General features: G+C 66.0%; 9 protein-coding genes and 2 rRNA genes. All 11 read left to right on the top strand.

The features are described from left to right. Positions 1-2 precede the first annotated feature (2 nt). The 11 genes from ACJX2R_RS07690 (at position 3) to ACJX2R_RS07640 (ending at position 12,541) form a co-directional block, all read left to right on the top strand. Positions 3-3,123: ribosomal RNA gene (locus ACJX2R_RS07690) — 23S ribosomal RNA — on the top strand. A gap of 96 nt (positions 3,124-3,219) precedes the next feature. After that, positions 3,220-3,336, top strand: a 5S ribosomal RNA gene (gene rrf / locus ACJX2R_RS07685). Between the two features lie 145 nt (positions 3,337-3,481). Next, on the top strand, positions 3,482-4,090 hold the full coding sequence (locus ACJX2R_RS07680; protein ID WP_262700379.1) for a CDP-alcohol phosphatidyltransferase family protein: 609 nt from the start codon (positions 3,482-3,484) through the stop codon (positions 4,088-4,090). A 114-nt stretch (positions 4,091-4,204) separates the two neighbouring features. Further along, positions 4,205-6,700, top strand: coding sequence for a sugar phosphate nucleotidyltransferase (locus tag ACJX2R_RS07675; RefSeq protein WP_413099403.1), 2,496 nt, complete (start codon positions 4,205-4,207; stop codon positions 6,698-6,700). Positions 6,701-6,816: 116 nt separating this feature from the next. Next, complete coding sequence (locus ACJX2R_RS07670; protein WP_413099402.1) at positions 6,817-7,743, top strand: DUF881 domain-containing protein; 927 nt, start codon at positions 6,817-6,819, stop codon at positions 7,741-7,743. Then, positions 7,740-8,072 carry a small basic family protein gene (locus ACJX2R_RS07665; RefSeq protein ID WP_014058688.1) on the top strand — a complete coding sequence of 111 codons (333 nt, stop codon included), beginning with the start codon at positions 7,740-7,742 and terminating at the stop codon, positions 8,070-8,072. The genes ACJX2R_RS07670 and ACJX2R_RS07665 overlap by 4 nt, the downstream gene beginning before the upstream one ends. A gap of 533 nt (positions 8,073-8,605) precedes the next feature. After that, positions 8,606-9,487, top strand: a complete 882-nt coding sequence (locus ACJX2R_RS07660) for a DUF881 domain-containing protein (protein WP_413105793.1) — start codon at positions 8,606-8,608, stop codon at positions 9,485-9,487. A gap of 130 nt (positions 9,488-9,617) precedes the next feature. Next, complete coding sequence (locus tag ACJX2R_RS07655) at positions 9,618-10,448, top strand: FHA domain-containing protein (RefSeq protein WP_371106008.1); 831 nt, start codon at positions 9,618-9,620, stop codon at positions 10,446-10,448. A 17-nt stretch (positions 10,449-10,465) separates the two neighbouring features. Continuing rightward, positions 10,466-11,221 carry a MerR family transcriptional regulator gene (locus ACJX2R_RS07650; RefSeq protein WP_413099401.1) on the top strand — a complete coding sequence of 252 codons (756 nt, stop codon included), beginning with the start codon at positions 10,466-10,468 and terminating at the stop codon, positions 11,219-11,221. 52 nt (positions 11,222-11,273) lie between these two features. Next, a complete protein-coding gene (locus tag ACJX2R_RS07645; protein WP_014058684.1) occupies positions 11,274-11,747 on the top strand; it encodes a bifunctional nuclease family protein in 474 nt (157 codons plus the stop codon). 167 nt (positions 11,748-11,914) lie between these two features. Beyond that, positions 11,915-12,541, top strand: a complete 627-nt coding sequence (locus ACJX2R_RS07640; RefSeq protein ID WP_413099400.1) for a MerR family transcriptional regulator — start codon at positions 11,915-11,917, stop codon at positions 12,539-12,541. The last annotated feature ends 92 nt before the right edge of the window (positions 12,542-12,633 follow it).

Raw genomic sequence — 12,633 nt, 5'->3', positions numbered from 1 at the left:
GTGGCCAAGTTTTTAAGGGCGCACGGTGGATGCCTTGGCACCAGGAACCGATGAAGGACGTGGGAGGCCGCGATAGGCCCCGGGGAGCTGTCAACCGAGCTGTGATCCGGGGGTGTCCGAATGGGGAAACCCGGCAGTCGTCATGGGCTGTCACCCATACCTGAACACATAGGGTATGTGGAGGGAACGCGGGGAAGTGAAACATCTCAGTACCCGCAGGAAGAGAAAACAACCGTGATTCCGGGAGTAGTGGCGAGCGAAACTGGATGAGGCTAAACCGTATGTGTGTGATACCCGGCAGGGGTTGCGCATGCGGGGTTGTGGGAGTGAGCTTCAGTCGTCTGCCGGCGGCTGGGTGAGTCAGAAACCATTGCGATAGGCGAAGGACATGCGAAAGGTCCGGCGTAGAGGGTAAGACCCCCGTAGCCGAAATCGTGATGGCTTGCTTGCTCATTTCCCAAGTAGCACGGGGCCCGAGAAATCCCGTGTGAATCTGGCGGGACCACCCGCTAAGCCTAAATATTCCCTGGTGACCGATAGCGGATAGTACCGTGAGGGAATGGTGAAAAGTACCGCGGGAGCGGAGTGAAATAGTACCTGAAACCGTGTGCCTACAAGCCGTGGGAGCGTCGCGCAGGGACTTGTCCCTGCGTCGTGACTGCGTGCCTTTTGAAGAATGAGCCTGCGAGTTTGCGGTGTGTTGCGAGGTTAACCCGTGTGGGGAAGCCGTAGCGAAAGCGAGTCCGAATAGGGCGGTTGAGTAGCGCGCTCAAGACCCGAAGCGGAGTGATCTAGCCATGGGCAGGTTGAAGCGGAGGTAAGACTTCGTGGAGGACCGAACCCACCAGGGTTGAAAACCTGGGGGATGACCTGTGGTTAGGGGTGAAAGGCCAATCAAACTCCGTGATAGCTGGTTCTCCCCGAAATGCATTTAGGTGCAGCGTCGTGTGTTTCTTGCCGGAGGTAGAGCACTGGATAGGCGATGGGCCCTACCGGGTTACTGACCTTAGCCAAACTCCGAATGCCGGTAAGTGAGAGCGCGGCAGTGAGACTGTGGGGGATAAGCTCCATGGTCGAGAGGGAAACAGCCCAGAGCATCGACTAAGGCCCCTAAGCGTACGCTAAGTGGGAAAGGATGTGGAGTCGCAGAGACAACCAGGAGGTTGGCTTAGAAGCAGCCATCCTTGAAAGAGTGCGTAATAGCTCACTGGTCAAGTGATTCCGCGCCGACAATGTAGCGGGGCTCAAGCGTACCGCCGAAGTCGTGTCATTGCAGCATGTGGTCTAACGGCCGTTGTGATGGGTAGGGGAGCGTCGTGTGCCGGGTGAAGCAGCCGTGTAAGCGAGTTGTGGATGGTTCACGAGTGAGAATGCAGGCATGAGTAGCGATACACACGTGGGAAACGTGTGCGCCGATTGACTAAGGGTTCCTGGGTCAAGCTGATCTGCCCAGGGTAAGTCGGGACCTAAGGCGAGGCCGACAGGCGTAGTCGATGGACAACCGGTTGATATTCCGGTACCCGCTTTGAAACGCCCAGTATCGAATCCTCTGATGCTAAGTCCGTGAAGCCGCCCTGATCTCTTCGGAGTTGAGGGGAGTGGTGGAGCCGACGGTCCAAGGTGGTAGTAGGTAAGTGATGGGGTGACGCAGGAAGGTAGTCCAGCCCGGGCGGTGGTTGTCCCGGGGTAAGGGTGTAGGACGCTGGGTAGGTAAATCCGTCCAGTATGTGTCTGAGACCTGATGCCGAGCCGATTGTGGTGAAGTGGATGATCCTATGCTGTCGAGAAAAGCCTCTAGCGAGTTTCATGGCGGCCCGTACCCTAAACCGACTCAGGTGGTCAGGTAGAGAATACCGAGGCGTTCGGGTGAACTATGGTTAAGGAACTCGGCAAAATGCCCCCGTAACTTCGGGAGAAGGGGGGCCATTGCTGGTGATGGGACTTGCTCCTTGAGCTGGTGGTGGCCGCAGAGACCAGCGAGAAGCGACTGTTTACTAAAAACACAGGTCCGTGCGAAGCCGTAAGGCGATGTATACGGACTGACGCCTGCCCGGTGCTGGAACGTTAAGGGGACCGGTTAGCTCTGTTTCGATGGGGCGAGGCTGAGAACTTAAGCGCCAGTAAACGGCGGTGGTAACTATAACCATCCTAAGGTAGCGAAATTCCTTGTCGGGTAAGTTCCGACCTGCACGAATGGCGTAACGACTTCTCGACTGTCTCAACCATAGGCCCGGTGAAATTGCATTACGAGTAAAGATGCTCGTTTCGCGCAGCAGGACGGAAAGACCCCGGGACCTTTACTACAGCTTGATATTGGTGTTCGGTTCGGCTTGTGTAGGATAGGTGGGAGACTGTGATCTCTGGACGCCAGTTCAGGGGGAGTCGTTGTTGAAATACCACTCTGGTCGTGCTGGATGTCTAACCTGGGTCCGTGATCCGGATCAGGGACAGTGTCTGGTGGGTAGTTTAACTGGGGCGGTTGCCTCCTAAAGGGTAACGGAGGCGCCCAAAGGTTCCCTCAGCCTGGTTGGCAATCAGGTGTTGAGTGTAAGTGCACAAGGGAGCTTGACTGTGAGACCGACGGGTCGAGCAGGGACGAAAGTCGGGACTAGTGATCCGGCGGTGGCTTGTGGAAGCGCCGTCGCTCAACGGATAAAAGGTACCCCGGGGATAACAGGCTGATCTTCCCCAAGAGTCCATATCGACGGGATGGTTTGGCACCTCGATGTCGGCTCGTCGCATCCTGGGGCTGGAGTCGGTCCCAAGGGTTGGGCTGTTCGCCCATTAAAGCGGTACGCGAGCTGGGTTTAGAACGTCGTGAGACAGTTCGGTCCCTATCCGCTGTGCGCGTAGGAGTCTTGAGAAGGGCTGTCCCTAGTACGAGAGGACCGGGACGGACGAACCTCTGGTGTGCCAGTTGTTCTGCCAAGGGCATGGCTGGTTGGCTACGTTCGGGAGGGATAACCGCTGAAAGCATCTAAGCGGGAAGCCTGCTTCGAGATGAGGGCTCCCACCCACTTGATGGGTTAAGGCTCCCAGTAGACGACTGGGTTGATAGGCCAGATATGGAAGCCGGGTGACCGGTGGAGTTGACTGGTACTAATAGGCCGAGGGCTTGTCCTCAGGTGCTCGCGTCCACTGTGTTGGTTCTGAAGCAACGAACCGTCCGACCCCCACGCATATGTGTGTGGGTGGGTCCGGTTTGAATCTTCATAGTGTTTCGGTGGTCATTGCGTTAGGGAAACGCCCGGTTACATTCCGAACCCGGAAGCTAAGCCTTTCAGCGCCGATGGTACTGCAGGGGGGACCCTGTGGGAGAGTAGGACGCCGCCGAACAATTCTTCAAAAGACCCCGAGGGAATTCATTCCGCTCGGGGTCTTTTTTATGCCCATGTCCACTACGCCCCGGTGCGGGGCCTGTGCGGGCCTACCGGTAGAGTCATGGAGCATCATCGGCCTGTTTCTCACGGGAGGCTCCCGGGTGGAGGTACAGGAGACACGCGTCCAGACGGACCGTGTGCTCACCATCCCGAACATCCTCAGCGCTGCGCGCCTCGTCGGCGTGCCGCTTTTCCTGTGGCTGATCCTCCGGCCCGAGTTCGGCGGGCCCAACAGCGATGGCTGGGCGCTGCTGGTACTGGCGCTGAGCGGTATCAGCGACTATCTCGACGGGAAGCTGGCCCGTCGCTGGAACCAGATCAGCAAGCTCGGCCGGCTTCTCGACCCGGCGGCCGACCGCCTCTACATACTGTCGACTCTAGTCGGGCTCACCTGGCGCGAGATCCTGCCCCTCTGGCTCACCGCGGCCCTTCTCGCGCGAGAGCTGGTGCTGCTGGTGATGGTGGGCATCCTCCGGCGCCATGGCTATCCGCCGCCCCAGGTGAACTTCCTCGGCAAGGCTGCCACCTTCAACCTGATGTATGCCTTCCCGTTGCTCCTTCTGAGTGAGGGAAGTGGCTGGCTTCACACGACCGCCGCTATTTTCGGATGGGCGTTCGCCGGATGGGGTACAACACTCTATTGGTGGGCAGGAGTCCTCTACGTGGTTCAGGTCCGCCGACTCGTCAGGGCGGACACCGCGGCCGACTGAGCGCGCCGTAGCGGCGTCCATAGAGGCCGGGGCCCGTAGCGACTTCAGGTGTAAGGGCCATCGGGCGTGCGCGGTCGGCATGACCGTCGTCTCTTCAAGGAGGACGCTTCCGATATGAAGGCCGTCGTGATGGCAGGGGGCGAGGGGACTCGTCTGCGCCCGATGACCTCGACCATGCCCAAACCGCTGCTGCCCGTGGCCAACCGGCCGATCATGGAACATGTGCTGCGGCTGCTCAAGCGGCATGGTCTCAGCGAGACCGTGGTGACAGTCCAGTTCCTCGCCTCCCTCGTCAAGAACTACTTCGGTGACGGCGAGGAGCTCGACATGGAGCTCACGTACGCGAATGAGGAGAAGCCACTCGGCACCGCCGGAAGCGTCAAGAACGCGGAGGAAGCACTCAAGGACGACACCTTCCTTGTGATCTCGGGTGATGCCCTGACCGATTTCGACCTCACGGATCTGATCAATTTCCATAAGGAAAAGGGCGCCCTTGTCACCGTCTGCTTGACCCGCGTTCCCAATCCGCTCGAGTTCGGTATCACCATCGTCGACGAGGGCGGAAAGGTCGAGCGCTTCCTGGAGAAGCCCACCTGGGGCCAGGTCTTCTCGGATACCGTCAACACCGGCATCTATGTCATGGAGCCGGAGGTCTTCGACTATGTCGATCCCGATGTCCCGGTCGACTGGTCCGGAGATGTCTTCCCCCAGCTGATGAAGGAAGGCAAGCCCATCTTCGGCTATATCGCCGAGGGCTACTGGGAGGACGTCGGCACCCATGAGAGTTATGTGAAGGCCCAGGCGGACGTTCTCGAAGGCAAGGTCGATGTCGAGCTCGACGGATTCGAGATCTCGCCCGGTGTATGGGTCGCCGAAGGGGCGGATGTGCATCCGGAGGCCGTGCTCCGCGGTCCGCTCTACATCGGCGACTACGCCAAGGTGGAGGCCGGTGCCGAGATCCGTGAACACACCGTCGTCGGCTCCAATGTCGTGGTGAAGAGCGGCGCCTTCCTCCACAAGGCGGTGGTGCACGACAATGTGTACGTCGGCCAGCAGAGCAATCTGCGCGGCTGTGTCATCGGCAAGAACACCGACATCATGCGTGCCGCCCGGATCGAGGACGGGGCCGTCATCGGCGATGAGTGCCTGATCGGCGAGGAATCGATCGTCCAGGGCAATGTCCGGGTCTATCCGTTCAAGACCATCGAGGCGGGCGCGTTCGTCAACACCTCGGTGATCTGGGAGTCCCGGGGGCAGGCCCATCTGTTCGGCGCCCGTGGCGTCTCAGGCATCCTCAACGTGGAGATCACCCCGGAGCTCGCGGTGCGGCTCGCCGGGGCGTACGCCACGACGCTCAAGAAGGGCTCCACGGTCACCACGGCGCGTGACCACTCCAGGGGCGCGCGGGCGCTCAAGCGCGCGATGATCTCCGCCCTCCAGACCAGCGCCATCGACGTACGGGACCTGGAGAACGTGCCGCTGCCGGTGGCCCGGCAGCAGACCGCGCGCGGCAGTGCCGGCGGCTTCATGATCCGGACCTCGCCAGGGGTGCCCGACTCGGTCGACATCATGTTCTTCGACGAGCGGGGCGCCGACCTCTCCGCGGGCGGTCAGCGGAAGCTGGACCGGGTGTACGCCCGCCAGGAGTACCGCAGGGCGTTCCCGGGCGAGATCGGTGACCTCAGCTTCCCGTCGAGCGTCTTCGACTCCTACACGGGCTCGCTGCTGCGCGCCGTGGACATCAGCGGTATCGCCGAGTCCGGGCTGAAGGTCGTCGTGGACGCCGCCAACGGCAGCGCCGGGCTGGTGCTGCCCAGCCTGCTGGGCCGGCTCGGGGTGGACGCGCTGACCATCAACCCCGGCCTGGACGAGTCGCGTCCGACGGAGACCGCCGACGCCCGGCGGTCGGGGCTGGCCAGGCTCGGTGAGATCGTCGCCTCCGCGCGTGCCGCGTTCGGAGTGCGGTTCGACCCGGTCGGTGAGCGGTTCTCGCTCGTCGACGAGCGGGGCCGGATCGTGGAGGACGACCGGGCGCTGCTGGTGATGCTGGACCTGGTGGCTGCGGAGCGGCGGAGCGGGCGGGTGGCGCTTCCGGTGACCACGACCCGTATCGCCGAGCAGGTGGCGGCGTACCACGGCACACAGGTGGAGTGGACGACCACCGCGGCGGACGATCTGACCCGGGTCGCCCGGTCGGAGTCCACCATCTTCGGAGGCGATGGGCGCGGAGGGTTCATCATCCCCGAGTTCAGCAGCGTCTTCGACGGCACGGCCGCCTTCGTCCGGCTGATCGGCCTGGTGGCGCGCACTCAGCTGACGCTGAGTCAGATCGATGCGCGGATTCCGCGGGCGCATGTCCAGCGGCGTGATCTGGCCACCCCCTGGGCGGTCAAGGGCCTGGTCATGCGGCATGTGGTGGAGGCCGCGGGGGAGCGTTCCGTGGACACCACCGACGGGGTGCGGGTCGTGGAGACCGACGGGCGGTGGGTCATGGTGCTGCCCGACCCGGCCGAGGCGGTCACCCATCTGTGGGCGGAGGGCCCGGACGACGCGTCCGCGCAGGCCCTGCTGGACGAGTGGTCGAGCGTCGTGGACAGCGCGGGGCGCTGATCGCGGGGCCGCCCGAGCGCGTCTGAGCGCGTGGGGCCGCCGTCCCGAGGTCCCGGATCCGGCACGCCGGAGGGGCCATTCGGTGGCGGCGGCCCCCACGTGCGACGATGTGCGGCATGTCGCAGCAGCCCCCCGTTCGGAGCACAGCATCGCCGCGCCCGCGCCCGCGCCTCGACGCGTCCATGTCGCTGCTGACCAATGTGATGGACCACAGCCTTGACGACGGCTACGCCGAGGCCGCCGCGCGGCGCGGGGAGACCGGTCGCTCGGGCCTGCCGCGCACCGTGCGGGCCAAATTGGGGCTGGCCTTCGGTCTCGTCCTGGTCGCGGTCGTCATCACCATCGGGGCCGCCGAGGCGCGGATATCGGCGCCGACGCTGGCCAAGGAGCGGGGAGAACTGATCGACCGCATCGAGACGGGGAACTCGAACGCGGACAAGCTCGCCCGGAGCGTGGACAAGCTCCGTGGCGAGGTCGGGGAGAAGCAGCGGCAGGCACTGGAGAAGCACGGCGGGGCCAAGGCCGATCTGGTGGCGCTGCTCTCGGGCGCCAACGAGGTGACGGGCCCCGGGGTGAAGCTGGTGGTCGACGACGCCAAGGACGCGGCGAGCAGCGGTGGGGGACCGCGGGAGAGCGCCGACTTCTCCGACACCGGCCGGGTGCGCGACCACGATATGCAGCGTGTCGTCAACGGCCTGTGGGAGTCGGGTGCGGAGGCCGTCTCGATCAACGGGCAGCGGCTGACGGCGCTCTCGGCGATCAGGGCCGCGGGAGACGCCATACTGGTCGACAACAAGCCGCTGGCGCCGCCGTATACGGTGCTCGCGGTGGGGGATGGGCAGCGGCTGAGCACCGCTTTCCAGAACAGCGCGGACGGACAGTACCTGCATGTGCTCCAGCAGAACTATGACATCCGTACGAGCATTTCCGCCCAGGACTCGCTCCGGCTTCCGGCCGCGCCGAGCCTGATCGTACGCACCGCGGAACCGATAGCCGGTGGCTCCGGCAAGGGTGACGCCGACACAGGGAAGGGCACATCGTGATCGCCGTATTGGGGCTCATCGTGGGAGTCGTGGTGGGACTTGTGGTCCGACCGGTGGTGCCGACGGTGGTCGAGCCCTATCTGCCGATCGCCGTCGTGGCGGCACTCGACGCGGTCTTCGGGGGCTTCCGGGCGATGCTGGACGGGATCTTCGACGACAAGGTCTTCGTCGTGTCGTTCCTGTCCAATGTGGTGGTGGCCGCACTGATCGTCTTCCTCGGTGACAAGCTGGGCGTCGGTGCCCAGCTGTCGACGGGAGTCGTGGTCGTGCTCGGCATCCGGATCTTCTCCAACGCGGCCGCTATCCGCCGCCATGTGTTCCGGGCGTGAGGCCGATGACGACCGACGACACCCCGGAGAAGCCCGACAGCGCGCAGTCGGCCGAAAACCGACGGCAGTCCGACACGCCGCGACAGCCTGCCGACACGTCACGCCAGTCCGCCGACACGCCGCGACAGCAGTCGGCCGACACGCCGCACCAGTCGGCCGACGCGCCGCCTCCGGCGGAGAGGGACGCCAAGGCCGAGCAGCCGCCGAAGGCCGGACAAGCGGCGAAGGCCGAAACGCCCGAGAAGGCCGCTGAGCCGCCCCGGCGGTCGCCCGAGCCGCCGCGTTGGCCGGAGACTCCCGAGCGGCCCGCGCGCCCCGGGCAGCCCCGCGAGCGGGCCCAGCCGAAGCGGCCCGACCCCAAGCGGCCGCCGGCGGCCGGACCGCCGCGCCCGGGCACCCCGTCGCCCGCCCGGAAGCCCGAGCGCCGCGACGCGCCCGGGGAGCGGCCGGACAGGCCCGCCACGCCCCCGCCGGGCGGCTTCAAGGACCTCGCGCTGAGGACGCCCCTGCCCAAGGCCGTGCTGCCCCAGGCCCTGCCGCCGCAGGCCCAGGGCCGGCCCGTCGCGGCGGACACGCCCGGGGCGCGCGCCGAGGGCCCCAGGTCCGCCGACGGGTCCGAGAACGGCCCCGGAGAGCGTGTGGCCCCCGCCCCCGGCCCCGGGGGCTCCGGGGGCAACCGGAGGCCGGACGACGCCCTGACCGGCCGCCAGCGGCTGGTGAAGGGCGTATGGCCGCCGCGGCTCACCCGCGCACAGCTGATCGTCGCCCTGCTGCTCTTCGGGCTCGGCCTGGGCCTCGCCATCCAGGTGCGCTCGACCAACGAGAGCAGCGTGCTGCGCGGCGCCCGGCAGGAGGACCTGGTCCGGATCCTCGACGAGCTGGACTCCCGCACCCAGCGGCTCCAGGACGAGAAGCGCCGCCTCGAGAACCAGCGCACCGAGCTGGAGAACAGCTCGGACCAGGCCGAGGAGGCCCGGAAGCAGACGCTCCAGAAGGAGCAGCAGCTGGGCGTGCTCGCGGGTACGGTGGCAGCACAGGGTCCTGGTATCACGATCACCATTGACGACTCCCGGGGCTCCGTGGAGTCGGACATGCTGCTCGACACGGTCCAGGAGCTGCGCGCGGCGGGCGCCGAGGCGATCCAGATCGGCAAGGTGCGCGTGGTCGCCGGCACCTACTTCTCGGACAGCGGTGGCGCGATCCGGATCGATGGACGGAAAGTGACGCGACCGTATGTTGTGAAGGTGATCGGCAAGCCGGAGGATCTGGAGCCGGCCCTGAACATCCCGGGCGGGGTGGTGCAGAGTCTGGAGAAGGAGCAGGCCACAGTGTCCGTCCAGCGGGAGAAGAAGATCGTTGTGGATGCCTTGCGATCGGCGAAGCGGCCTGACTACGCTCGGTCGTCATCACGGTGAGGCGGTTCGAAATGAGGGTCTCTCGGGGAGACCATGTGGACGCGGGGGGTCAACGCACCAGAAGATCCGCGCGTGATGGAAACTGTCTGGTGGTCACGGACGTTGTGAGGATGTCCGGACCGTCTGGTGTGTGCATCGAGGGTTTGTCCTGCCCCACGGGCGGGTCTGTTTCAGTCAAGGGGAATCGCCCGTGAAGTTGTTCGGGAAGTTGTTCGGTAAGAGTGCCCGCCAGGACGGTGGCAGCAGCACCGCTCGCCACCGCGCCTCGCGTGCCGCGGAGGAGAGCGGAGGGGGAACCGAGGAGCGCCCGCTCTTCCGTGACCAGGTCGGCGGGCAGGGCGCGTCTGTTGACCCCTCCGCGGCCGGGCCCATAGGTTTCGAGGACCCATCGGCCTCTCGGAGTGGTGGAGGGTTCGGCTTGCCGGTCTGTCAGCGGTGTGGCCACCGGAACGCGGAGGCCAGCCGGTTCTGCTCCAATTGCGGCGCCCCGCTGCGGGGCGGCGGCGCGCCCTCAGAGCGTGCCTCGGAGACCACCTCCACCATTTCGATCTCGGGTCTCGAGGCGTACGACTCCGAGGTGACCGGGCAGACGCCGCTGCCGTCGCTCAGCCCGGAGGCGCAGGCCGCCGTCGAGGCGCTGCCCCTGGGGTCGGCCCTGCTGGTGGTCCGCCGCGGGCCGAATTCCGGCAGCCGCTTCCTGCTGGACAGTGATGTCACCACGGCGGGCCGTCACCCGCAGAGCGACATCTTCCTGGACGATGTGACGGTCTCCCGCCGCCATGTGGAGTTCCGGCGCGGCCAGGACGGCAGCTTCACCGTCTCGGACGTCGGCAGCCTCAACGGGACGTATGTCAACCGGGAGCAGATCGACGCGCCGGTGGTCCTGACCAGTGGGGACGAGGTGCAGATCGGTAAGTACCGGCTGGTCTTCTACCCGAGCCAGCGGGGCGTCGGCATCTGACCCGTCAGGGGAGGTCCATGCTTCAGACACCGTCGGGCGGTGCCGATATCGGCACCGCCCCCACGGGCGGTCGGTCGATGAGCATCGGCACCGTGCTGAATCTGTTGCGGGACGAGTTCCCCGAGGTCACCATCTCCAAGATCCGCTTCTTGGAGTCGGAGGGGCTGGTGGAGCCGCGGCGGACGCCGTCCGGCTACCGCAAATTCAGCCAGCAGGACGTGGAACGGCTCGGCCATATCCTCCGGATGCAGCGTGACCACTACCTGCCGCTCAAGGTCATCCGGGAGCATCTGGACGCCCTGGAGCGGGGCGAACCGTTGCAGCTTCCTGCCGTTTCGCAGGGAGCGCAGCGGCCCGGACCGCTCGACGGCGGCCCCGGCGCGGTCTCGGACGGCCCCACGGCCGCCCGGGTCGGCCGTGCCGAGCTGCTGGCAACGGCCGAGGTCAGCGAGGCGGAGCTGGCCGAATGGGAGTCGTACGGGCTGCTCGCGCCGACCGCGGAAGGCGGCGGGTACGACATCGAGGCGGTGACCGTCGCCCGGCTCATCGCCGAACTCGGTCGTTTCGGCCTGGAACCACGTCATCTGCGAATCATGAAAGCCTCCGCCGAGCGCGAGGCCGGAATGGTCGAGCAGGTGGTCGCGCCGCTGCGGTCGCATAGGAATCCGCAGACCAGAGCGCATGCGGAGGCCAGTGTGCGGGAGCTCGCCACGCTCTCCGTACGGCTGCACGCGGCCCTGGTGCGGTCGGCTCTGCGGGTCCAGGAGCGGTGACCGACCGGGCCCCGACTATCCAAACCGGCCGGGCACGTCCTAGGGTTGCTGTGTGAACGAGCTCGACGTCGTGGGTGTCCGGGTGGAAATGCCCTCCAACCAACCGATCGTGCTCCTGCGTGAAGTGGGAGGCGACCGCTACCTCCCCATCTGGATCGGACCAGGTGAGGCGACCGCGATCGCCTTCGCTCAGCAGGGCATGGCTCCGGCACGCCCGCTGACCCATGACCTTTTCAAAGACGTACTCGAAGCGGTCGGCCAGCAGCTCACGGAGGTCCGGATCACGGATCTGCGCGAGGGGGTCTTCTACGCGGAGCTGGTCTTCGCCAGCGGCGTGGAGGTCAGCGCCCGGCCGTCCGACGCCATAGCGCTCGCGCTGCGCACCGGAACGCCGATCTACGGCAGCGACGGCGTGCTGGACGACGCCGGTATCGCGATCCCGGACGAGCAGGAGGACGAGGTGGAGAAGTTCCGCGAGTTCCTCGACCAGATCTCGCCCGAGGACTTCGGAACCAGCAGCCAGTGAACCGTATGCCGGTCCTCGCTCGCGCATTCGAGTAGCCTTTCCCGGACGAGGGACACGGGAAACCACTCTTAGGGTGATTATCACTCGGCGTGCCGAGTGTGGCGATCGTTGACGCACCCCGGGTGACTGCCTACCTTCAAGATGGCAGGTCGAGGACGGAGGTCGGCGTGAGAAGCACCGGCGACGGCACGGCGGCCGGAGGTCCGTATGCGCTCCAGGGGAGCGCATCGGCCGATCCGGCATTGAAGGCTCGGGTCGCGGCACAGGCCGCACCGCCGCGTGAGCCCGCCGCGGGGGGGACGGAGCGGATCGGTTACCGCGGGCCCACCGCGTGTGCGGCCGCGGGCATCACCTACCGCCAGCTGGACTACTGGGCCCGTACCGGGCTGGTGGAGCCGAGCGTCCGGCCGGCGTACGGCTCGGGCAGCCAGCGGCTCTACAGCTTCCGGGACGTGGTCGTCCTCAAGATCGTGAAGCGGCTGCTGGACACCGGTGTGTCGCTCCAGAACATCCGGGCGGCGGTGACGCACCTGCGCGCCCGGGAACTCGACGACCTGGCCCAGATGACGCTCATGAGCGACGGCGCGACCGTCTACGAGTGCACCTCGCCCGATGAGGTCGTGGAGCTCCTCCAGGGCGGCCAGGGCGTCTTCGGGATCGCCGTGGGCGTCGTCTGGCGGGATGTGGAGAGCGCGCTGTCCCAGCTGCACGGCGAGCGGGTGGACACCGGCGAGACGCTGGTCCGGCCCAACCCGACGGACGAGCTCGCGGCGCGCCGCAACCGGGCGGGTTAGCGCCGCCCCACCGCCCGGCGCCCCGGTGGTGAACCGAGTGTCGCCCCCGCGCCCGCCCCCGGCCGTTGTGCCGCCCCATTGTCAGTGGTGTG

The organism is Streptomyces sp. Inha503 (assembly GCF_047215865.1).
In the GTDB taxonomy this organism is placed as follows: Bacteria; Actinomycetota; Actinomycetes; order Streptomycetales; family Streptomycetaceae; genus Streptomyces; species Streptomyces lycopersici.
This window is presented reverse-complemented; position numbering and strand designations above follow the sequence as displayed.

Bases quoted from the DNA above. Each gene is read 5' to 3' on its own strand.
- ACJX2R_RS07650 (WP_413099401.1), top strand. From the start codon at position 10,466: ATGCTTCAGACACCGTCGGGCGGTGCCGATATCGGCACCGCCCCCACG.
- ACJX2R_RS07675 (WP_413099403.1), top strand. From the start codon at position 4,205: ATGAAGGCCGTCGTGATGGCAGGGGGCGAGGGGACTCGTCTGCGCCCG.
- ACJX2R_RS07670 (WP_413099402.1), top strand. From the start codon at position 6,817: ATGTCGCAGCAGCCCCCCGTTCGGAGCACAGCATCGCCGCGCCCGCGC.